The 25,004-nt window shown below is 38.9% G+C and carries 11 protein-coding genes and 2 riboswitches; of the genes, 3 read left to right on the top strand and 8 right to left on the bottom strand.

Going from position 1 to position 25,004, the window contains the following annotated elements; translation table 11 throughout:
• Positions 1 to 169: 169 nt before the first annotated feature.
• Positions 170 to 1,441, bottom strand: a complete 1,272-nt coding sequence (gene aroA, locus EFD62_RS15170) for a 3-phosphoshikimate 1-carboxyvinyltransferase (protein WP_069196097.1) — start codon at positions 1,439 to 1,441, stop codon at positions 170 to 172.
• 207 nt (positions 1,442 to 1,648) lie between these two features.
• Between aroA and EFD62_RS15165 the strand changes: the two genes are divergently transcribed.
• The gene (locus tag EFD62_RS15165) at positions 1,649 to 2,575 is read left to right on the top strand and encodes a response regulator (RefSeq protein WP_069196096.1); all 927 of its coding nucleotides are present in this window, start codon (positions 1,649 to 1,651) and stop codon (positions 2,573 to 2,575) included.
• Positions 2,576 to 2,696: 121 nt separating this feature from the next.
• Positions 2,697 to 3,833 (top strand): THUMP domain-containing class I SAM-dependent RNA methyltransferase, encoded by a 1,137-nt coding sequence (locus EFD62_RS15160; protein ID WP_128706408.1) that lies wholly within the window; start codon positions 2,697 to 2,699, stop codon positions 3,831 to 3,833.
• On the opposite strand, the gene EFD62_RS15155 is transcribed toward EFD62_RS15160, so the two are convergent.
• Positions 3,830 to 4,093 (bottom strand): hypothetical protein, encoded by a 264-nt coding sequence (locus tag EFD62_RS15155; protein WP_235832676.1) that lies wholly within the window; start codon positions 4,091 to 4,093, stop codon positions 3,830 to 3,832. The genes EFD62_RS15160 and EFD62_RS15155 overlap by 4 nt on opposite strands.
• A 203-nt stretch (positions 4,094 to 4,296) precedes the next feature.
• Entirely contained in the window at positions 4,297 to 4,473 is a 177-nt protein-coding gene (locus tag EFD62_RS17795) for a hypothetical protein (RefSeq protein ID WP_170176862.1), read from the bottom strand.
• A 217-nt stretch (positions 4,474 to 4,690) separates the two neighbouring features.
• Positions 4,691 to 4,775: riboswitch (cyclic di-GMP riboswitch) on the top strand.
• Between the two features lie 159 nt (positions 4,776 to 4,934).
• Positions 4,935 to 5,025: riboswitch (cyclic di-GMP riboswitch) on the top strand.
• Between the two features lie 17 nt (positions 5,026 to 5,042).
• Between EFD62_RS17795 and EFD62_RS15150 the strand changes: the two genes are divergently transcribed.
• Entirely contained in the window at positions 5,043 to 5,885 is an 843-nt protein-coding gene (locus EFD62_RS15150) for a transglutaminase-like domain-containing protein (protein WP_069196426.1), read from the top strand.
• 99 nt (positions 5,886 to 5,984) lie between these two features.
• Here the strand turns inward: EFD62_RS15150 and EFD62_RS15145 are convergent, their stop codons facing one another.
• From EFD62_RS15145 to EFD62_RS15110, 5 genes are all read right to left on the bottom strand, one after another.
• Positions 5,985 to 7,352 carry an S-layer homology domain-containing protein gene (locus EFD62_RS15145; RefSeq protein ID WP_069196093.1) on the bottom strand — a complete coding sequence of 456 codons (1,368 nt, stop codon included), beginning with the start codon at positions 7,350 to 7,352 and terminating at the stop codon, positions 5,985 to 5,987.
• A 50-nt stretch (positions 7,353 to 7,402) separates the two neighbouring features.
• A complete protein-coding gene (locus tag EFD62_RS15140) occupies positions 7,403 to 9,988 on the bottom strand; it encodes a cohesin domain-containing protein (RefSeq protein ID WP_128706407.1) in 2,586 nt (861 codons plus the stop codon).
• A gap of 679 nt (positions 9,989 to 10,667) precedes the next feature.
• A complete protein-coding gene (locus tag EFD62_RS18115; RefSeq protein ID WP_235832675.1) occupies positions 10,668 to 17,102 on the bottom strand; it encodes a cohesin domain-containing protein in 6,435 nt (2,144 codons plus the stop codon).
• Positions 17,103 to 17,274: 172 nt separating this feature from the next.
• Positions 17,275 to 22,752: a cohesin domain-containing protein gene (locus tag EFD62_RS15115; protein ID WP_128706406.1), complete on the bottom strand. Its 5,478-nt coding sequence runs from the start codon at positions 22,750 to 22,752 to the stop codon at positions 17,275 to 17,277.
• 907 nt (positions 22,753 to 23,659) lie between these two features.
• Positions 23,660 to 24,955 carry a radical SAM/SPASM domain-containing protein gene (locus tag EFD62_RS15110; protein WP_069196089.1) on the bottom strand — a complete coding sequence of 432 codons (1,296 nt, stop codon included), beginning with the start codon at positions 24,953 to 24,955 and terminating at the stop codon, positions 23,660 to 23,662.
• Positions 24,956 to 25,004: the final 49 nt, after the last annotated feature.

Genomic DNA, 25,004 nt, shown 5'->3' with positions numbered 1-25,004 from the left:
ACTTCCAAAGGAACTTAAGGGTAGGCTTTTACTGTGTGCATAAGAGCAAGAATCATGATACTTACTTAAAGCCAAATATTGAATTTTCAAGGTGCATAGAGATTATTAATCTGCGAAGTTTAAGTTATAATATAAAACTTCATAAAATAATACTATTTTTTTGCACCATTCATTCGCAAATAGATATATCAGCACCGGATTGGGATAAAAATCCAACAAAATTAGGGAAAGTAACGTTAACTGCTTCTGCTGTATCAATGGTAGTCTCGCCCTCTGCATTTAAGCCTGCTATAGCTAAAGACATAACTATACGGTGGTCACCGTATCCTTCCAATTTGCATCCTTTCAGTTTGCTTTCCCCTATGACCAGTCCATCTTCCAGCTCCCTTATATCTGCCCCCATCTTTCTTAACTGCTCACACATCACATGAATCCTGTCCGTTTCCTTAATCCTTGCTTGGGGTACATTTACAAGTCTTGTCTGGCCTTTTGCAAAACACCCTGCAACAGCCATAGCCGGCAATGCATCGGGTATTGCATTCATATCTATCTCTCTTCCTATAAGCTCACAGCCTTTAATCCTGATACTTTTTCCCTCTACTTTTACCTTAGCTCCCATATCTTCAAGTATCGAAAATACCATCTTATCTCCCTGAGGATCAGTCATGTCCAAATTGTCCAGTACAAACTCCTCTCCCGATATTGCAGCTTGAACAGCAAAAAATGTCGCCGAAGAGAAGTCACCGGGGATGGTAACATTTAGAGGCTTATAATGCTGCCCCCCCTTTATATAAAAGGTCTTGTAACCGTGATTTTCATAATTTATGCCATACTTTTCAAGCCACCACAAAGTTATATCCACATAAGGAATTTCGTTAAGTCTTGTAATAATTACTTCGGTATCCAGCGGAAGAAGGGGGGAATTAATCAATATTGATGAGAGATATTGGGATGTAATTGAGTCTAACTCCGTGCTTCCTCCTTTAAGTCTCCCCTTTACTACCACAGGCACCTTTCCATTGTTTCTGGTGGAGTAAGCCTGTGCACCAAGGTTGTTTATAGCGTAAAGCAGGGGGCCAAGAGGTCTTTGCCTTATCTGCCAATCTCCAGTAAAGACCGAACAGCCATCGCCCAAAGCCGCTGTCATTACTCCAAAACGAAGTGTGGTACCGGAATTGCCAACGTTTATTACGTCCTCAGGAGTAACGGGATTTCTTCCAAACCCTTCGACAAGATATTTATCATCTCTTTGTTCAATTTTAGCCCCTAAAGCTCTGCAAACCTCTACAGCAGACAATGCATCGTCCGATATCAAGGGACTTAGGATTTCGGATTTTCCCTCAGAAAGACTTGCGAAAAAGAGAGCCCTTATAGTATGGGACTTCGAACCTGGAATCCTGATATTGCCATTAGTTTTCGACTTCCTAACCTTTAACAGCATATTAATTATCCTTTCTACCGTACTGCAATTTTTTAAAATGTATTTATGAATATATTTTAATATAAAATGAGATGATAATAAACATTATTGAGCAAGTTTTTCCTCAAAATAATAAATTGATGAATTCAGGCACCTGTTATTTGTTGAAAAATTGTGTTAAAATTATTCTAACGATATATAATTGAATGAAAGTAAAGGTATAGAATAATGGATGGTACTATATTGCTCATTGATTACTCTGAATATGAAAGAGAAAAAACCAAAATTATATTTGATAATATCGGAGAGTACAGTTTTGTTGAGGCGGACAGTCTAAAAAAATTTTACAGTATTTTAGAGGACCTCAGCTCCATAACTCTAATAATTATGGATATAGCCTTTCCGGTAGAAAAAGAAGGCCTTGAAGTGCTGTCGGCTATTAGAAATAATTCCAAGACCGCCAACACGCCCATTATTATTGCCACAAAATCCGACAATGCAGGCTATCGTCATGCCGCACTTAAATTCAAAGTAAGTGACTATGTCCTAAAGCCGTACTCAACCAAACGTCTTGAGAATTCTGTAAGGACTGTGTTGAAAATAGGACAGCGCTTTAGATATGAATTTGACAGTGCCCACGTTATCTCAATGTCTATTGAAGACTATATATCCAAGGAATTCAAAGTTGCTTCAAGAGCAGGTCAGAATCTATCTGTAATTCTTATGGCTCCGGTCAACCTAAAAAAAGACGGCTCGGAACAGTCCACTGAGCTATCCCCGGAGGTTCAAGAAAAAATACAAAATATAGCAATCGAAAAGGTTAAACTTTCATTGCGGTCGACGGATACGGCTATTCTTAATGCAAATAAGGACATCCTTGTTATACTGCCTTTTACCAACGCATCCGGTGCTCAAAAGGTTCTTGAGAAAATCCATGAAAACGTTAGTAAAGGGCTTAATATCGTAAATATTAATTATGACGAATACTACTATGCCGTTTGCGTAACCTTCCCCCATGACGGCAAAACCTTTCAGAGCCTTATGGAAAAGGCAACAAAGAAGGTCGAGGACAAGATTATGCTAGAGAAGATAACCTCCATCGGTGCAAGTGTTCTTGACAATGCCAGAAACACATATAAAAAATTCAATAAGTAAGTATGCATTCATTCCTATACTATTGGCAATCCTAAATTTTGATTTGTGATTTGCTTTATGTTTCATATTAAATAAAATTGATTGAAAATTTGCTAATTTATGTATATTGACGGAGGAAATAATGAAGGAAGTTGAGCTTATAGCAACAGCAGCTGCCGGAGTAGAATCTGCAGTAAAATCTGAAGTAATAAAACTCGGTTATAAAGATGTAGTCGTAGAAAACGGCAAAATAATGTTTAAAGGTGATATATCAAGTATTCCCCGGGCAAATCTCTGGCTTAGATCTGCCGACAGGGTATTGCTTAAAATAGGTGAATTCGAAGCTTTGACCTTTGAGGAGCTTTTCAACAAAACCTTCGCCCTTCCTTGGGACGAATGGATAACCCGCGACGGCAAATTCACTGTATTGGGTAAATCTGTGAAGTCAAAGCTCTTTAGCATTTCCGATTCTCAGGCAATTGTAAAAAAAGCTGTGGTGGAAAAGCTTAAGTCCAAATACAATGTAGATTGGTTTGAGGAAAACGGACCCGAGTACACGATACAGGTATCTCTTCATAAAGACATAGCAACTTTGACCATTGACACAAGCGGTACAGCGTTGCACAAAAGAGGATACAGGGCGAAAAATGTGGAGGCTCCTATAAAGGAAACCCTTGCCTCTGCAATGATAATGATAAGCTATTGGAATAAAAGCAAGCCCTTTTTGGATTGTTTTTGCGGTTCCGGTACAATTCCCATTGAAGCCGCCTTGATTGGGCGAAACATCGCACCGGGTCTTAACAGGACCTTTGCATCTGAAGAATGGCCCGTTATAGGCAAAGATATTTGGAAGCAAGAAAGAGTTGCAGCACTTAAGGCAATTAATCAGGATATAAATCTCAAAATCTATGCTTCGGATATAAATACTGATGCTATTGAACTGGCAAAGGAAAATGCTTATTTAGCTGGCGTTGATGATTGCATTGAATTTGTCGTCAGTGATTTCAGAGACATTCGTATAAAGGAGGATTACGGAGTAATAATATGCAACCCTCCTTACGGTGAAAGGATCAGCGAACAGCAGGAGGTTGAAATAATAAACAGGGATATGGGAAAGGTATTCTCAAGATATGATACCTGGTCAAAATACATAATTACCTCCTCAGAGAATTTTGAACAGCTTTATGGTAAAAAAGCCGATAAGAAGCGTAAGTTCTATAATGGAAACATTAAGGTGGATTATTATCAATACTTTGGACCAAAGCCCGGCTCTATCTAGTCGGGCGAAATATTTTCCCCTGTGTAGCAATTGTCATCCACAGTAATCCCTGTAGAAATAGTAGGATTTTGTGCCTCCTCCTTTGCAATCTGCAATAACTCTTCAAGGGATGCTCCTCCGCTTAAAACTCTTATAAATTCATCGAGGGTTTCCATCCCTCTTTTCTCTTGGGAATACTTTTTTATGAGTCTTTTTACCCCATTATAGATTCTCTGTTGATCATTGGCATTGATTTCATCCTTTAGGATTTCTGTAAACACTGTTCCTATATTGCATACTTCCTTCTCCAGGCTTTCTACCTCCTGAAGCAGAGCTAGAGTTTTATTGCTGCTTTTACTGTTTATGGTATGCCACTCCTTTGCATATAATTTTGTATAGATAGTATCTTCAATATATGATAGATTTATTCCACAAAAGGTAGCACAGAAGCTTTTTATTCGTATTATCTATATTTTTTGTCTAACTATTCTATAAATCTCTTGTCTATAATATTTCCTGTCAGAATGCCCAAAGCTATTCCGATAAATGCAAAGGCAAAGGTTGCCGTACTATGCCAAAATACAAACCCTATTACCGAAAGGATGCCACCTACAGCAGCTCCCACAAGCATTCCAATTTCGGTAAAACTATATCCGTTCATCCATATGTCCCTCCAAATACTCTATACGACTTGATTCGATATAAAATCCTTAATATACCCCGACTTTTTACTTCAACTAATAATTAGACGCTGCAGAGTGAGAAAAGTTCTAACTTTTTATAAAAAAAAGCTACAAAAACTGCATAATTAATAAATAATGTTTGAAATTGCTCTTATTTTGTAGTATAATAAAATTAGGTAAAATTGCATATTGTACTTTTGAAAAAGGCAAATCTATCGAAAGGTAGAGACGCAAAGCTACGAGTCTAAAGTGGAAACACTATGACAGTCGGGTTGCCAAAGGTTATTAGATCTTAGGTCTTAATAGCTCTGTTTGGTTTACCCATTCAGAGCTTTATTATTGCTCATTATTTACTCAATTATTTACTTTCGTAACGACCTATATTTTTCTACAGTTTATTTGCTTTCTTGCTACAACCTTATAGCAACATCCTTGGCCCTTTCGAAAAAGGCAAACTCAATGAAAATTGGGGACGCAAAGCTACAGGTCTTCGGTTTGGAAACCCAAACCATGATGGCTGAGTTACCAAAAAAGGGAGGAATTTATTATGAGAAAATTATTATGTAGTGTAGTTATGCTCGTCCTAACCATTACCCTCTGCACAAACGCAGGATTTGCCGTAACCACATCAATTACAGAAAAAATTGTTGCCAACGGAGTTACCCTCCAAAGTATCCCATCAAATGTTGAAGGAAAAGTTACGGTGACAGGTGAAACTGTTAACAGTTTAATCAAAATACTTATTGTCAAGGATGAAACTCAGCGCTGGTACGATGTAGAGCTTATTGATGGCAAATTCAGCGAAGAAATTTGGCTTATTGACGGTATGGGCGCATACCAAATTTCAGTTCTGGTACATAAGGAGGATAGAATATATACCTTCGGGCCAACGGTGTTTGTTGAAAACACTGTTGAAGTAAACAGGTTTACAGTTCCTACACTCCATGTTGAAAGCAATGATGAAAACATAATTGCTCTAGCACAGGAACTGACCAAAGATGCCAAAACCGATAGGGAAAAAGCAGAAAAAATATATTATTGGGTAGTCAATAACATTAAATATGATTATGATAAGTATATAAGACAGATTAACAAAAACTATGATAATCCTTATGGTGCCATTAATACTCTTGAAACAAAGAAAGGCGTGTGCTACGATTACTCTGCTCTTGTTGCCGCCTTAGGGCGAGCTTCAGGACTTCAGGTAAAAATGATAAAAGGAAATTTCATTGGAGTCTATAGCAATGAACTGCACGCCTGGAATGAAATATATATTTCTGAGGAAGACAGATGGATTAATGTCGATTCCACCTTTGGGTCTACTCTTAAGACACGTTATTTTGACAACAGCAATTTCTATAAGGATCATGAAAAACTTGAGGAATACTAATTTATGTTCCCACAATGCAAAACCCGAAAAAAGCTCAGGAGCTAAGTGCTTCCTGAGCTTTTTTCGTAGTTATTTCCTGTTGTACAAGAGTAAAACTAATTAATCCAACTTCTCAACCATTACTTCCTGTCCGTTCTCATCAATTTTATAACTGTGGTAAATTACACCCTCAGCTATATCTTTATATGCCCAATAGTTCGCAGGTACATCTTGGAAATCAAGAACTGCTCCATTTAACGGACCTCTTTCTAAGGATCTGTTGATTAGAGCCACAGACTCTGATCTCTTAATGCTTGCTTGAGGTCTAAAGGTCTCATCCGGATAACCTTTTATGTAGCCTTTAGCAACTAAAGTCTTAATATATTTTTGCGCCCAGTGCCCATCTATGTCCTTCAACTGAATTTCTATATCCTGTACCTCTTCGATCTTTCCGAGCTTTTCAAGGAATTTATATGCAACGGTCGCAAATTCAGCCCTTGTTATACTCTTGTCTGGCATAAAGGTTCCATCCGGATAACCGCCAAATAGATTCTCTTCAGCAACATACTTTATCGCCCATGCCGCCCAGTGGCTATCTTTTAGATCGTCAAAAGCAATAGATGAATTTTTTCCTGCGCTATTTTCATCTGCTCCCAAAAGCTTTGCAAAGATAACTGCAGCTTCTGCCCTTGTAATATTATTCTCTGGCTTGAACAATCCACCCGGATATCCTTTTAGGAACGGTGTATGCTTCCCTACAGCACCAGTTTGAGGCATATCTTCGATCGGTTCTTCTGTTGCTTTTGGTGTAGCCGTCGGTTGTACCGATTCTGTTGGCTTTGGTGTGTTTTGCGTCTGTCCGCCCGAACCACCTGTACCTCCGCCCGACGTTGATTCCGGTGTTGATGAAGTTGTGGGTTTTGCAGTTTCAGTTGGCTTTGGTGTAGGTGTTGCTGTCGGAGCAGCAGCTTCAATAATTTCAACTTGGCCAGTTATAAATTCAGTATATATTTCATTAAGATCATTATCTGCCGTTCCTCCAAAGCTCAATTTCTTAATTGGACTTATTCCAGGCTGCGCATCCTTTTTTACATCCAATACTATTGTAAAAAATACTCCATCTTTTTTTATCGCTTCAGTGCCACGACCTGTATCTTCCGAATACAAAATTGCAATACTATCTCCCTCTTCAAGAATATAGTAGTCAAAGCTATTTGAAGCGTTTTCTACTATATCTCCAGGCTTTACGTCTATTACATCAAAGGTCTTGGAATCATATCCAACTTCAAAGTCAATGTTCACAATTCCAATGGCAGGAGCATTTTCAATGCTTACCGGCACTTCAATTCTATCCCCTGGTTGAGCCTTCACATTACCGAAAATTACTCTGATTTCTCCTGAATCTGCCAACGACACAAATGTACACATGTTAATACCTACAAGTAACGCCATAATTGTTAGCACCGCTACAATTGTATTTTTCTTCATACTTTATCCTCCCAAAACAATTAATTAATTAAATAATAAACTCGTGAATATTATTGGTTTCCAATTATCTCCATCAATTCCTCATTGCCTTCACTGTCTAGCTTAAATTTGTGGTCAAGTACACCCTCTGCAATATCCTTAAATGCCCAATGAGTTTGAGGAACATCCTCGAACTTCTGAGGTGCACCATATAAAGGACCTCTTCCCATAGCTCTGTTTATCAAGGCAACACTTTCTGAGCGTTTGATATTGTTATCAGGCTTAAATGTCCCGTCGGGATATCCATTAATGTAGCCAAGATCCGACAATTGTTCAATGAATTGTTGTGCCCAGTGTCCTTTTGAATCATCAAACTTGAATTTCTCAAGCTTTTCTTCTTTGAGTCCTTTCTCTGACGCAAGAAGCTTAAACACAACAGTTGAAAATTCAGCTCTTGTTATATTTTGATTAGGTTTAAACGTCCCATCGGGATATCCGGTAAACAGCTTCTTATATGAGACAAATTTAATCGCCCAATTTGCCCAGTGAGATTTATCCAGATCGTTATACGAAACATTATAATCAATCTCTGTATTTTCATTAGCTCCCATTAGTTTTGCAAAAATCACAGCAGCTTCAGCTCTCGTGATGCTTTTTTCAGGTCTAAACAACTTATCCGGATATCCTGCCAAATACGAATAATGTATTCCAACAGTAGTCGGTATGTCTGGATCAGGTTTTACTATTTCTGTTGGCTTTGGCTTCTTGGTCGCGGTAGAAGTAGAAGTTGGGGTAGGTGTAGCCGTTGGTTTAGCTGAAGGACTAGTACCGCCGCCTCCGCCGCCTGGACCGCCTCCGCCACCTGCTCCGCCTCCGCCGCCAGTTTCTTCCCCTGGAGTCGCAGTTGGTGTAGGTGTTGCATTCACTATTGTAATTTTGCCAGGTTGAATTACATCGTAATTACTTATTCTTTCTGAATTCCAGTCAAACAAATCTGTTCCTTTTTTTGCGTCAGGCATACTTTTTGTGTCTTCAAACTTGACAATTGTACTGCCTTCTTTGAGGACCTTAAATCCTATTTTGGCGATAATTCCCGTCTCTTCAGGCTTTCCGGCAATTCTGTAGTTTACTAAATTAGAATAGGTTTTGCCGAAATTCAATATACCATTAGCAATATTATTTGCAGAAATATCCACTGGTTGATATTTATCATTTATCAATATAGTCGCACCTGTTGGCATTGTAGTTTTTGTAAAGGCTTTCTTTGTTTGATAATCAACAGCTTCCAGCATTTTTGGATCATACTTGATATTTACTTGGAATCCTGCGAAATTCTTAATGTTATCTACCCTTACGGTTGCCGTTATAATATCCCCAACTTTTGCCTCTGTTTTATCAAATACCATAGAAATACGTCCCTGCGTTGTCACCGGGGTCTGAGGCGTTGTGGTCGGTGCTGGTGTTGTTGCAGTCGGTGTTGGCATTGTTGCGGTCGGTGTTGGCTCAGGCTCTGAAATTACTGATATTTTGCTTGGCTGTATAACTCTATATCCTTCCATGGTATTGCCATGCCAATCAAATGCATATGTACCTTCAATTGATCCCGGCATAGTTCCCCCATCCTGAAGTTTAACTGTCGTATCAGTAGCTTTTAGTACCTTAAAGCCTACTTTTCCAATTACTCCAGTCGATTCATACTTTCCTGATTCTCTGTACGAATGCAAATATACGTATGAGCATGAATAACTTATTACGCCCTCATCAATTCTATTGGATGCTACTTGATAGGGGTAATAGGCTTTGTTCAAGATCAGTTCTCCTCCCACAAGTCCTGTGCTGTAAGTAAAGGCCTCTCCTGTTATGGGATTAACTGCTTGCAATACTTTAGGATCATACTTGATATTCAACTGATATCCTGCCAGAGTAGTCATGTTGTTTGCTTTCACTGTTGCAACAACTATATCGCCTACTTTTGCTTTTGATTTGTCAATCTCTAGGGCAATATAAGCATCATCCGGCAATATTGTACCCGGCGTAGGTGTAGGAGATGGTGTAGGTGTTGATACCGGCACAGGGTCAGCTATTGTGATTGCACTAGGCTGAATTACATCATATCCTGTTATAATTTCCGAGTCCCAATCAAATAGATTTGTTCCTTGTATTGCGTCAGGCATAGCCGCTGCGTTTTCAAATTTGATCATCGTGTTGCCTGACTTTAGAACTTTAAAACCTATTTTACCGATTATGCCAGTTGTTTCAGGTTTTCCACTGGCCTTGTAATCTTTCGTGTCGACATATGTATTCCCGAAGTTTAGTATCCCTCGGTCAGCATTATTTACTGCAATCGAGGCATTTCCATACTTTCCATTTAATAATGTACCGCCCACTGGCATTGACCATTTTTCGAACGGTTCTTCTGTAAAAGGATCAACTGCCTGCAAAACCAATGGATCATATTTTATGTTAATATGATATCCACAGAAGTTACTAATATTGCTTATCTTTATTGTAGCTATAATCATGTCGCCTACATTTGCTTTTGTCTTATCGAGCTCCATTGATATGCTTGAAGTTTTTGCATAAGTTATGTTTGTGAACAAACTGGTTAGAAGTAACATTATTATTGTAGCTAATGTTAAAGCATTGTTTTTTTTCATAAAACCCCCCCAATGATATCATACTTTAAACATTACCTTCTACTCTTTTTATTACTCATTTAACACCTCCAAAATAATTTTTATTTGATATATTTTTATGAAGGATAAAAACCTTCATTGTTTTTATGGTATGCTCTGCCTTAAGCAAATATAAATAATCCCAGGATATTGATGTTATGTTGGGTTATGGTACTCGAATTCCATCAATTATTTAGTTCGGTATTAAAGCTACAACAATTATTTTCAAATTTTACAATTGGATTGTATAGACTGTATCAATAGCGGGAATAGAAGCTGGCACAATATGAATATAAGTCTTTGAAAATAAACTTTTGAATGAGATAAGGTAAGATTTTTAAATGTAGCAGAACACAACAATTCCTCCCCAGACAAAAAAATCGATTACAGCAACTAATGAAATATATTTTTTCTATATAAATGCTTAAATTTATTTATCTATTATATATTTAATTATAAATTAGTTTTATGAATGTTTCAAGTCATTTTACAAATAATCTCTTCCTTCTAAGACAATCTGTACTCTATCCTTTTTCATTTTATATATACTGCAGTATATAAATCAAATGCACCATGTTTATTGCAAGATACATAAAAAAGCTGCTGCATCAAAGAAATTAATCTTAAATGCAACAGCTTTGAATTAAGTTATTTTAGTATATTATTTTTCGATTATTTGCAGAAATACTTCTATATTATCTTCTTTAATTATGAACTTGTGATCAAGAGCACCTTCTGCAATATCTCTGAATGCCCAGTATGATTCATCAACATCAGGGAAGGTCTTCGGTGCTTCATTAAGCGGACCTCTCTCCAACGCCCTATTAATTAGTGCCACACTTTCGGAACGTTTAATAAAGCTCTGAGGTTGGAACGTTCCGTTTGGATATCCACTAATATAACCCATGCGGGACAGTCTCTCAATGCTCTCCTGTGCCCAGTGTCCTATCGAATCGTCAAACTTCGGAACACTTATGTCTAACGCTGCCAGCTTATCAATTATTTCCTGATCCTTAACTATCTTTAGGAACTCCAGTACAACAGTTGCAAATTCCGCTCTTGTTATGTTCTGATCTGGCTTAAATGAGCCATCAGGATATCCCTTAAACAAGCCCTTGTCTGATGCATATTTAATAGCCCATGCTGCCCAGTGAGTATCACTAAGGTCAGTATATGAAATTGTATACTCAGCAGCATCGCTTTCATTAGCCCCAAGCAGCTTAGCAAAAATTACTGCAGCTTCTGCTCTTGTTATATTTCTTTCAGGCTTAAAGCTTCCGTCCGGATACCCTCTCAAGTATGCTGCATGCTCTCCACCCGCAGCAGGCACCTCTGTAGGAGGTTGAGTAATTACAGCAGTTGATGTCGCTGTAGGCGTAGCTGTTGGTGTTGCTGTTGGTGTAGGTGTAGCTGTTGAACTACCACCGCCGCCACCGCCGCCACCGCTGCTGCCTCCACCACCGCTGCCACCGCCACTTGTTGGCTCTACTGTCGCTGTTGGTGTTGGTGTAGGCTCTACTGTTTCTGTTGGTGTCGGTGTAGGCTCTACAGTTTCTGTTGGTGTTGGTGTAGGCTCTACAGTCTCTGTTGGTGTTGGTGTAGGCTCTACAGTCTCAGTTGGTGTCGGTGTAGGCTCTACAGTTTCTGTTGGTGTCGGTGTAGGCTCTACAGTTTCTGTTGGTGTTGGTGTTGGCTCTACAGTCTCTGTTGGTGTCGGTGTAGGCTCTACAGTTTCTGTTGGTGTCGGTGTAGGCTCTACAGTTTCTGTTGGTGTCGGTGTAGGCTCTACTGTCTCAGTTGGTGTTGGTGTTGGCTCTACAGTTTCTGTTGGTGTTGGTGTAGGCTCTACTGTTTCTGTTGGTGTCGGTGTAGGCTCTACAGTCTCAGTTGGTGTCGGTGTAGGCTCTACAGTCTCTGTTGGTGTTGGTGTAGGCTCTACTGTTTCTGTCGGTGTTGGTGTAGGCTCTACAGTTTCTGTTGGTGTTGGTGTAGGCTCTACAGTTTCTGTTGGTGTTGGTGTAGGCTCTACTGTTTCTGTCGGTGTTGGTGTAGGCTCTACTGTTTCTGTTGGTGTTGGTGTAGGCTCTACAGTTTCTGTCGGTGTTGGTGTAGGCTCTACAGTCTCAGTTGGTGTTGGTGTAGGCTCTACAGTCTCTGTTGGTGTTGGTGTAGGCTCTACAGTTTCAGTTGGTGTTGGTGTAGGCTCTACAGTTTCAGTTGGTGTTGGTGTAGGCTCTACAGTTTCAGTTGGTGTTGGTGTAGGCTCTACAGTCTCTGTTGGTGTTGGTGTAGGCTCTACAGTTTCAGTTGGTGTTGGTGTAGGCTCTACAGTTTCAGTTGGTGTTGGTGTAGGCTCTACAGTCTCTGTTGGTGTTGGTGTAGGCTCTACAGTTTCAGTTGGTGTTGGTGTAGGCTCTACAGTCTCTGTTGGTGTTGGTGTAGGCTCTACTGTTGCTGTAGGTGTAGGCTCTACCGTCTCTGTTGGTGTCGGTATTACACCGCCAGCTGTTATTGCCTTTGGTTGTATTACAGCATATCCTGTAATCATATCTCCATGCCAGTCAAATAAATTCGTACCTGATATTCCATCCGGCATTGTTGCTGTATCTACAAACTTTATTGTTGTATTCTCGGCTTTTAATACCTTAAAGCCTATCTTTCCTATTATTCCTGTTTCTTCTGCTTTTCCTGATGCCCTATAGTCAGCTAGGTATGAATATGTGCTACCAAAATTCAGTATACCTGCTGCTATATTGTTCGCTACTATTGATGTCGGTCCATAATTTTCATTCTGCTGTACCGTTCCTCCAACTACAGGCATTGTCCTGCCTTCTATCGCTTCTCCTGTTTCTAGATCCACTGCTTCAAGCACTGTAGGATCATACTTGATGTTCAGCTGGTATCCTGAGAAGTTCTTTATGTTGTTTATCTTTATTGTTCCTGTTATTATGTCGCCCACTTCTACTTCTGTTTTGTCTAATTCCATTGCTACATATGCGTCCTCTGGCAATGGTGTAGGTTCTACAGTCGCAGTAGGCGTAGGCTCTACAGTTTCTGTTGGTGTCGGTGTAGGCTCTACAGTTTCTGTTGGTGTCGGTGTAGGCTCTACAGTTTCTGTTGGTGTCGGTGTAGGCTCTATAGTTTCTGTTGGTGTTGGTTCTACTGTTGCTGTAGGTGTAGGCTCCACAGTTTCTGTCGGTGTTGGTTTTACACCACCTGCTGTTATTGCCTTTGGTTGTATTACAGCATATCCTGTAATCATGTTTCCATCCCAATCGAACATAAATGTTCCTTCTATGGATCCCGGCATTCCTACTGTCTCTTCAAACCTTATCCTTGTGTTCTCCGCTTTTAATACCTTAAAGCCTATCTTTCCTATTAATCCTGTTTCTTCTGGTTTTCCTGATGCCTTATAGTCAATTAGGTATGAGTATCCACTTCCAAAATTCAGTCTACCTTCTGCTATATTGTTTGCTACTATCTTTGTCGGTCCGTACTTCTTATTTTGTTGTACTGTTCCTCCAACTACAGGCATTGTCTTGCTTTCTATTGGTTCTCCTGTTTCTATATTCACTGCCTGAAGTACTGTCGGATCATACTTAATATTAAGCTGGTATCCTGATAAGGTACTCATCTTGTTTATCTTTATTGTTGCTGTTATTATGTCCCCTACTTCTACTTCTGTTTTGTCTAATTCCATTGCTACATATGAGTCATCTGGCAATGGTGTAGGTTCTACTGTCTCTGTTGGTGTTGGTTCTACTGTTGCTGTAGGCGTAGGCTCTACTGTCTCTGTTGGTGTTGGTTCTACTGTTGCTGTAGGTGTAGGCTCTACTGTCTCTGTCGGTGTTGGTTCTACTGTTGCTGTAGGTGTAGGCTCTACTGTCTCTGTCGGTGTTGGTTCTACTGTTGCTGTAGGTGTAGGCTCTACTGTCTCTGTCGGTGTTGGTTCTACTGTTGGTGTTGGTGTAGGCTCTACTGTCTCTGTCGGTGTTGGTTCTACTGTTGGTGTTGGTGTAGGCTCTACTGTCTCTGTTGGTGTTGGTTCTACTGTTGGTGTTGGTGTAGGCTCCACAGTTTCTGTTGGTGTTGGTTCTACTGTTGCTGTAGGTGTAGGCTCCACAGTTTCTGTCGGTGTTGGTTTTACACCGCCTGCTGTTATTGGCTTTGGTTGTATTACAGCATATTCTGTAATCATGTTTCCATCCCAATCGAACATAAATGTTCCTTCTATGGATCCCGGCATTCCTACTGTCTCTTCAAACCTTATCCTTGTGTTCTCCGCTTTTAATACCTTAAAGCCTATCTTTCCTATTAATCCTGTTTCTTCTGGTTTTCCTGATGCCTTATAGTCAATTAGGTATGAGTATCCACTTCCAAAATTCAGTCTACCTTCTGCTATATTGTTTGCTACTATCTTTGTCGGTCCGTACTTCTTATTTTGTTGTACTGTTCCTCCAACTACAGGCATTGTCTTGCTTTCTATCGGTTCTCCTGTTTCTATATTCACTGCCTGAAGTACTGTCGGATCATACTTAATATTAAGCTGGTATCCTGACAAGGTACTCATTTTGTTTATCCTTATTGTTGCTGTTATTATGTCCCCTACTTCTACTTCTGTTTTGTCTAATTCCATTGCTACATATGAGTCATCTGGCAATGGTGTAGGTTCTACTGTCTCTGTTGGTGTTGGCTCTACTGTTGCTGTAGGTGTAGGCTCTACCGTCTCTGTTGGTGTCGGTATTACACCGCCTGCTGTTATTGCCTTTGGTTGTATTACAGCATATCCTGAAATCATATCTCCATTCCAGTCAAACATAAATGTTCCTTCTATCGCATCCGGCATTGCTGCTGTATCTACAAACTTTATTGTTGTGTTCTCGGCTTTTAATACCTTAAAGCCTACCTTTCCTATTATTCCTGTTTCTTCTGCTTTTCCTGATGCCCTATAGTCAGCTAGATATGAATATGTGCTACCAAAATTCAGTACACCTGCTGCTATATTGTTCGCTACTATTGATGTCGGTCCATAATTTTCATTCTGCTGTACTGTTCCTCCAACTACAGGCATTGTCCTGCCTTCTATCGCTTCTCCTGTTTCTAGATCCACTGCTTCAAGCACTGTAGGATCATACTTGATGTTCAACTGGTATCCTGAGAAGTTCTTTATGTTGTTTATCTTTATTGTTCCTGTTATTATGTCCCCTACTTCTACTTCTGTTTTGTCTAATTCCATTGCCACATATGCGTCCTCTGGCAATGCTGTAGGTTCTACAGTCGCAGTAGGCGTAGGCTCTACTGTTTCTGTTGGTGTTGGTTCTACTGTTGCTGTAGGCTCTACAGTCTCTGTTGGTGTTGGTTCTACTGTCGTAGTAGGCGTAGGTTCTACTGTTTCTGTTGGTGTCGGTATCACACCGCCTGCTGTTATTGCCTTTGGTTGTATTACAGCATATCCTGTAATCATATCTCCATGCCAGTCAAATAAATTTGTACCTGATATTCCATCCGGCATTGTTGCTGTATCTACAAACTTTATTGTTGTGTTCTCGGCTTTTAATACCTTAAAGCCTATCTTTCCTATTATTCCTGTTTCTTCTGCTTTTCCTGATGCCCTATAGTCAGCTAGGTATGAATATGTGCTACCAAAATTCAGTATACCTGCTGCTATATTGTTCGCTACTATTGTTGTCGGTCCATAATTATCATTCTGCTGTACTGTTCCTCCAACTACAGGCATTGTCCTGCCTTCTATCGCTTCTCCTGTTTCTAGATCCACTGCTTCAAGCACTGTAGGATCATACTTGATGTTCAGCTGGTATCCTGAGAAGTTCTTTATGTTGTTTATCTTTATTGTTCCTGTTATTATGTCTCCCACTTCTACTTCTGTTTTGTCTAATTCCATTGCCACATATGCGTCCTCTGGCAATGCTGTTGGTTCTACTGTTGCTGTAGGTGTAGGCTCTACAGTTTCTGTTGGTGTCGGTATTACACCGCCTGCTGTTATTGCCTTTGGTTGTATTACAGCATATCCTGAAAGCATATCTCCATTCCAGTCAAATAAATTTGTACCTGATATTCCATCCGGCATTGCTGCTGTATCTACAAACTTTATTGTTGTGTTCTCGGCTTTTAATACCTTAAAGCCTATCTTTCCTATTATTCCTGTTTCTTCTGCTTTTCCTGATGCCCTATAGTCAGCTAGATATGAATATGTGCTACCAAAATTCAGTATACCTGCTGCTATATTGTTCGCTACTATTGATGTCGGTCCATAATTATCATTCTGCTGTACTGTTCCTCCAACTACAGGCATTGTCCTGCTTTCTATCGCTTCTCCTGTTTCTAGATCCACTGCTTCAAGCACTGTAGGATCATACTTGATGTTCAGCTGGTATCCTGAGAAGTTCTTTATGTTGTTTATCTTTATTGTTCCTGTTATTATGTCGCCCACTTCTACTTCTGTTTTGTCTAATTCCATTGCTACATATGCGTCCTCTGGCAATGGTCCTGGAACAACAACTATAGGATTCGGTTGTATTACAGTATATCCGGCTATCATCTCAGAATCCCAGTCAAATAAATTTGTACCTGATATTCCATCAGGCATTGTCTTTGTATCTTCAAATTTAATAGATGTATTTTGTTCCTTCAAAACTTTAAAGCCAATTTCTCCTATTATGCCTGTATCTTCGTCTATTCCACTAGCTTTGTAATCCTTTAAGTAACTATACATAGAGCCAAAATTAAGAATTCCCGACTTTATATTATTAGCCACTACATTAGCCGGACCATAGTTTTCATTCGTTAACAGATTACTATTAACAGGCATAGTGCGATCAGTAAACGCCTCTCCTGTAATAGGATCTACCGGTTGCAAAACCGCAGGATCATATTTGATATTCAAATGATATCCTGCAAAGTTGCTAATGTTGTTAATTTTTATTGTAGCTGTTATTATATCTCCTACACTGGCTGAGGTTTTATCCAAAGCCATTTCGATACTTGGAGTTGTTTCTGCATAAGATATGTTTATTGATATGGTAGAGATTACTAACAATATAGTTAAAAAAATTGATAATACTTTTTTATGCTTCATGAAGAAAAAATTCCCCCCCTCAACAGCTCATATATAACATATAGCTCTTGATTATTAATATGATTCTATCTGGTTTATTTCTGAAACAATAAATATAAGTTGCTTTTTTTATTTGAGGAAGGATACCAGAGTATCCTTCCTCTAATATATTTTCTCTCTAATATTGTGTATGTTAGTTGTTGTAATCAGCTGGTGTAGTGTCAAAGTGTTTCATAATAATCATTACGTCTTCCATATTAACTGCGTCGTTTCTGTTAAGGTCAGCATTTACATTATAGAGCGCATCATCTGGAGTAGTGTTAAAGCTCTTGAAGATTTCCATAACGTCTTTCATGTTTATAGCATTGTCTTTAACAATATCTCCTGCCCACATCATAATCGGATCTGATGAAGTTGAAACCTCAGTATCACCAGAAACTATAACATTTGCGATTTCTCTGTCTAAGTAGTTAGCTCTTGAAATCTTCAATGTATAGCCAATTGCACTTTCCGGTACCTCAGCTATTTCAAAGTATCCGTCAGCATCAGTTACAGCGTACAAGTCTGTTCCTACTACTTCAACTTTGAATCCAGCTTTTACAATTGGTCCATTAGTTGCTTTGAAGCTAAAGTCTGGGAGAATGTATCCTGATACTTTATATCCGGATTCAACTTGACTGCTAACAAGTACTCCACCGTTAATAAACTCAGTCTCGATTTCAACCAGATCATTATCTGCAAATGAACCGAATGTTTCAAGTTCAATTACACTTAATCCGTCAGGTGCTCCTGCATTTATGGTTGCTATTATTGTTGCAAATAGTCCATCTTTCTTAATTGCTTCTGTTCCTCTTCCGGTATCCTCTGCATACAGGAATGCGATTGATGCATCCTCTGGATAGATCTGAGCATCAAAGCTGTTTCTAGCATTGATTACTATGTCTCCAGCTACAACATCTTCTATAGTCAATACGCTCGGATCATACTTCAATGAGAAGTCACCATTTACTATTCCTGCTTCTGGTACACCGAACAAGTTCATCGGTATTTCAACTGTCTCTCCAGGTCTTCCCTGTACTTTGCCTATCTTAACTGTCATTACATCCGGATTTATTGTCGGTTCTACTGTTTCTGTTGGCTTTGGTGTAGGCTCTACTGTTTCTGTTGGTGTTGGGGATACTACCACATCACCTACAACTACTCCACCATTAACAATCTGAGGTTCATGTTCAACCAAGTCATTGTCTGCAAAACCACCGATTTCTATTGCCTTTATTTCACTTAATCCGTTAGGTGCTCCTGTCTTTATAGTTGCTGTTATTATCGCAAATACTCCATCAGCCTTTATTGCTTCTGTTCCTCTTCCAGTATCCTCTGAATACAGGAATGCGATTTCTCCAGCATCTGAGTAGATCTCAGCATCAAAGCTGTTTCTAGCATTGATTACTATATCTCCGGCTACAACTTCTTCTATTGTCAATACTTTCGGGTCATACTTTAATGTAAAGTCAGCGTTTACCAATCCTTTTGAAGGTACTCCACTGAAGTTCACCGGTATTTGTACTGTGCTTCCAGCTTTACCAGTCACAGTCTCTATAGTAACTGCGAATTTGTTCGGATCAATTGTTGGTTTTACTGTTGATGTTGGTTTTACTGTTGGTGTTGGAGATACTACTACATCACCTACAACTACTCCACCATTAACAATCTGAGGTTCATGTTCAACCAAGTCATTGTCTGCAAAACCACCGATTTCTGTTGCCTTTATTTCACTTAATCCGTTAGGTGCTCCTGCCTTTATAGTTGCTGTTATTATAGCAAATACTCCATCAGCCTTTATTGCTTCTGTTCCTCTTCCAGTATCCTCTGAATACAGGAATGCAATTTCTCCAACATCTGAGTAGATCTCAGCATCAAAGCTATTTCTAGCATTGATTACTATATCTCCGGCTACAACTTCTTCTATTGTCAATACTTTCGGGTCATACTTTAATGTAAAGTCAGCGTTTACCAATCCTTTTGAAGGTACTCCACTGAAGTTCACCGGTATTTGTACTGTGCTTCCAGCTTTACCACTTACAGTCTCTATAGTAACTGCGAATTTGTTCGGATCAATTGTTGGTTTTACTGTTGGTGTTGGAGATGTTATTACGCCACCTACAACTACTCCACCATTAACAATCTGAGGTTCATGTTCAACCAAGTCATTGTCTGCAAAACCACCGATTTCTGTTGCCTTTATTTCACTTAATCCGTTAGGTGCTCCTGCCTTTATAGTTGCTGTTATTATAGCAAATACTCCATCTTCCTTAATTGCTTCTGTTCCTCTTCCAGTATCCTCTGAATACAGGAATGCGATTTCTCCAACATCTGAGTAGATCTCAGCATCAAAGCTGTTTCTAGCATTGATTACTATGTCTCCAGCTACAACTTCTTCTATTGTCAATACTTTCGGGTCATACTTTAATGTAAAGTCAGCGTTTACCAATCCTTTTGAAGGTACTCCACTGAATTTCACCGGTATTTGTACTGTGCTTCCAGCTTTGCCACTTACAGTCTCTATAGTAACTGCAAATTTGTTCGGATCAATTGTTGGTTTTACTGTTGGTGTTGGAGATGTTATTACGCCACCTACAACTACTCCACCATTAGTAAAGTAAGGTTCATGTTCAACCAAGTCATTGTCTGCAAAGCCACCTACTTCTGTTACCTTTATTTCACTTAATCCGTTAGGTGCTCCTGCCTTTATAGTTGCAGTTATTATTGCAAATACTCCATTAGCCTTTATTGCTTCTGTTCCTCTTCCAGTATCCTCTGAATACAGGAATGCGATTTCTCCAACATCTGAGTAAATCTCAGCATCAAAGCTGTTTCTAGCATTGATTACTATGTCTCCAGCTACAACTTCTTCTATTGTCAATACTTTCGGATCATACTTTAATGTAAAGTCACAGTTTACCAATCCTTTTGAAGGTACTCCACTGAAGCTCACTGGTATTTGTACTGTACTTCCAGCTTTGCCACTTACAGTATCTATAGTAACCTTCAATGCATTTGGATCTATTGGCTTAGTTGGTGTCGGTGTCGCTTTCTTAGTTGGTGTAGGTGTTGCTGTTGCTCCCTTAGTTGGTGTAGGTGTTGCAACTGTGCCACCTGGCTCTTTACCCCATATAAGCGAACCATTTAAGTATGCTGTTACTTGATCCCATTCAACATACTGTGAACCTGCCTTGAATGAGTAGTCATTTGACTGTGTATAGTTAGACCAATCATTCTTTGCAAATCTACCCTGTATCTGAAGATTTGCACCTGCTTCAAGGCTTCCACCTGTAAAGCTTATTTCAAGGTATGTATCTGCGTTATTTGTTGAAGAACTCATTTTTACAAATGTTGCTTTAACATTTGCAGTAAATCCGTTATAGCTACCATTGCTGCCGATAATTGCAGCGTGGTCACACCAGAATGTCTGATCCTTTTGTCCATCTATTGTATAGTAGTATCTTAATGTAAGCTTGGACAGGTCTACTGCACTGCTTCCATTATTAGTAATCTTGAACTGCGGATTTATTGAGTTAGATGAATCAGCAGGATTACTGTTGTAGAATTCAATTTTCAAGTTACCTGACGCTACTGGCTTAGTTGGCGTCGGTGTTGCTGGCTTAGTTGGTGTCGGTGTTGCTGGCTTAGTTGGTGTTGGTGTTGCTCCCTTAGTTGGTGTTGGGGTAGCATTTCCAACGTTTACACCACCGCTTATAAATGTTACGTCTTGTTCAGTTAAATCATTATCTGCAAATCCACCTACTTCAGTGCATGTAATAAACCCTGGAGCACTTGTCTTTACAGTTGCTCTTATTATTGCAAATACGCCATCTTGTTTTATTGCTTCTGTTCCTCTTCCAGTATCCTCTGAATACAGGAATGCGATTTCTCCAACATCTGAGTAAATCTCAGCATCAAAGCTGTTTCTAGCATTGATTACTATATCTCCGGCTACAACTTCTTCTATTGTCAATACTTTCGGATCATACTTTAATGTAAAGTCAGCGTTTACCAATCCTTTTGAAGGTACTCCGCTGAAGTATACAGGTATCTCAACTGTTGCTCCAACTGCTGCTGTAACTTTGCCAATTTCTACTGTCAAACTACCTGGTTTAAGCGTTGGCTTTGGTGATGGTGTTGTTGCTCCCTTAGTTGGTGTTGGTGTTGCGACTACATCTCCAACGTTTACACCACCGCTTATAAATGTTACGTCATGTTCAACTAAATCATTATCTGCAAATCCACCTACTTCAGTACAAGTAATAGCTCCTGAACCACTTGTCTTTACAGTTGCTGTTATTATAGCAAATACTCCATCTTGTTTTATTGCTTCTGTTCCTCTTCCAGTATCTTCTGAATACAGGAATGCGATTTCTCCAGCACTTGAGTAGATCTCTGCATCAAAGCTGTTTCTAGCATTGATTACTATGTCTCCAGCTACAACATCTTCAATTGTCAATACTTTAGGATCATACTTTAATGTAAAGTCAGCGTTTACCAATCCCTTTGAAGGTACTCCACTGAAGTATACAGGTATCTCAACTGTTGCTCCAACTGCTGCTGTAACTTTGCTAATTTCTACTACCAAACCACTTGGAGGAGCCGTTGGCTTTTTGGTTGGTGTTGGTGTTGATGCTCCCTTAGTTGGTGTTGGTGTTGGTGTTGCGACTACATCTCCAACGTTTACACCACCGCTTATAAATGTTACGTCATGTTCAACTAAATCATTATCTGCAAATCCACCTACTTCAGTACAAGTAATAGCTCCTGAACCACTTGTCTTTACAGTTGCTGTTATTATAGCAAATACTCCATCTTGTTTTATTGCTTCTGTTCCTCTTCCAGTATCTTCTGAATACAGGAATGCGATTTCTCCAGCACTTGAGTAGATCTCTGCATCAAAGCTGTTTCTAGCATTGATTACTATGTCTCCAGCTACAACATCTTCAATTGTCAATACTTTAGGATCATACTTTAATGTAAAGTCAGCGTTTACCAATCCCTTTGAAGGTACTCCACTGAAGTATACAGGTATCTCAACTGTTGCTCCAACTGCACCTTTAACTTTGCCAATTTCTACTGTGAAACCATTTGGTTTAACCGTTGGCTTTGGTGTTGGTGTTGAACCGCCAAGGTTTACTCCACCTTCAATAAATATTGTACTAATATCGGCCAAATCGTTGTCTGCAAATGCACCGAATTCTTTCAAAGTTATTGGTGCCGGAGAAGCTGATTTGACAGTAGCTGTTATTACTGCAAATACTCCATTTTGCTTAATTGCTTCTGTTCCTCTTCCAGTATCTTCTGAATACAGGAATGCAATTTCTCCAGCATCTGAGTAGATCTCACCATCAAAGCTGTTTCTAGCATTGATTACTATATCCCCTGCTGTTACCGATGTTACTTCTAACACCTTTCGGTCATAACCTAATACGAAGTCACCATTAACTATCCCTTTTGATGGAACTCCGCTTAGTGTTACAGGTATCTCTACTGTCGATCCAACAGCCCCTGTAACTTTGCCAATCTCGACTGTCATTGTGCTTGCTGCCGTCGCTTTTTGCGGTATCATACCAGCAAAAAGCGTTGTCAGCATGGCCACAACTACGATCATACTGATGACTTTTTTCATCTACCATTCCTCCCAAAAAATTAATAATTTTATATGATCTTAAAAAAGATCTCTAAAGGCATTTGAAATCAAATACCTTATATACAAACCAAATAAGACAATAACAAAAAATAGTATTAATATTAATAGACAATATTAACATTTTCATATCCAATTTTCAGTTTTAATAAATACCAGAGAATTTGTGGATAAATAGGATTTGTTTTCTTACAATTCATTGGAACAGATGATTCTATGTATACGCTTTGACCTTTACATCATCAATACAAATAAGTTATTAAATACACTAATTCATTGAAATACTGAAATTAATAAATACTCTCTAGTACATCCTTCTTATTCTAAATAAGAATTAAATTATAAATAGATGTGGTTAATCCCTGTACAAACTCCTCCCTATTTGAAACTTGATTATATATAAAACTCTGTATTCTTGGGAAATGTTAGAGGCGGTCAAATAAGAATTTAGAATAAAATCTTAACTGCTGAGAAAATGAACTGAATACAGAGACACTAAGACGCTAAACTGATAGAGATTTGCCTCTCAAATCCCAAATACATTGTTATTAACAAAAAAATAATGGTGTTTTAATATCATTATATATTAAATTCAATTTAGTTTCAATAAGTTTTCGAAATAAAGCCCCCTCTGTTTTGAAACTACATACAAGTTACAATCGTTCTTCTGATAAAGAGCTGCTTTCCTGTATGCCAATCCTGACTCATTAAGCTACTAAACCAATTACATTCACTAACTATCAACAGTTTTTATTTTCAGCAAGCGGACCTTTCACACCTATGTAATATATATTCGTTATATAAACAGATTTTGGGGGGCATTTTTAAAAAATAATATTTACTCAATCTTAAGTATTATTACAAAATCATAATTACTTTAGTATTTACTCTATATTCTGTCTCCTTTGAGAATCTTGTAAAACCCTGGAAGAACTTGTCCATTACACAATTTGCAGTTTTCCGGCAAAGTCTTCACTCTTTGTGGATATTGTAGAAATTTGTCATGTTCCCTCTGATTGAAATAGGTTTGTGAACAGCAATGTCCTGTCGGCTCCTCAAAACTTCTATACATCTTTTTCCACAATGCCTTTACCGGTGTCTCAAAAACATTGCCAAAGTTAAAGGGTATAAAGTCGCAGGGATATAAGTCTCCACGTCCGTCAATAAACGAATAATATCCAGCCGCTCCGCAACCAAACATTTCTTGGGATTCAAAGTATGAACAAACCGATACTTTCGGAAAACTCGCATCTTTGTTATACAATATATGCAGTTCAATCAGCTCCCTTCGCTCATCCTCAGTAAGCAATTCATCCTGACTTATTCTCCCGCTTCTTCCAAAGGGCTTCGGCTCCATCAACCTTACCTCATCAACTCCATTTTCCCCAAGAAACTTTATTAATTCCTTTATCTTTCCTTCCTTTAAAAGTTCTCTACTGCAGAGAGTCCTTGAAACCGTATAAAGATCCGCTTTTTTTGAGTTTTCAATTGCATTTATGGCATAATAATAAGCCCCATTGAATCCCATTTTTTCATTATGCTCGTTCTCTTTCATGGATTGAAAATCTATTACCATTCCATATAGCCCTGCTGATTTCAGCTCCCTCGCCCGCTGAGATGTCAAGCCATATCCTGTTGAATACACATAAGCCACACTTCTATCATCAATATTTTGAATGATTTCCTCAAGATCATTTCTTAGCAAAGGCTCTCCGCCGGTAAGCCCTATAATCCCTACTCCCATATCCTGTATCTCATTTATCAAATATACAAGGCTTTCTTTTTTCATACCATTGATAAACTCTTTTTTTCCATCGTCGGAACTACTATCGTCATTTGAATCTCTGCTATTCGGGTATCTTGATGTAACATCAATATTTACCGAAACCGGAGACTTTCTTTTACCCTTTGCCAGGTTTTCAAAAAGATTACTCCCACTTCCCGGTATACCCTCAAACAAACTGTTAAAAGCTCTAGTATTTATAGGCGGAATAAAAGAACTAAGCACAAATGTATCCTGGTGCTGTAAAATCCTTTCATTTCTCAATACGTAGTGTATGCTCCTTATAAGATTCCCCAGCTTGTACTCCTCATTTTCCGACAACAGCCCATGAATTTGCCAAGCTTTTTTAATGAGCGAAGGATTACATGCCATTTTTATAAGTACCGGTATATTAATATTCATAAATAAAGTCATCCTTTATACAGAATTGATAAAATAGTTCAAATGTTTT

Source organism: Acetivibrio mesophilus, assembly GCF_004102745.1.
In the GTDB taxonomy this organism is placed as follows: Bacteria; Bacillota; Clostridia; order Acetivibrionales; family Acetivibrionaceae; genus Hungateiclostridium; species Hungateiclostridium mesophilum.
Note: the sequence above shows the minus strand (reverse complement) of the source record. Positions and strands in the feature narration are given on the sequence as shown.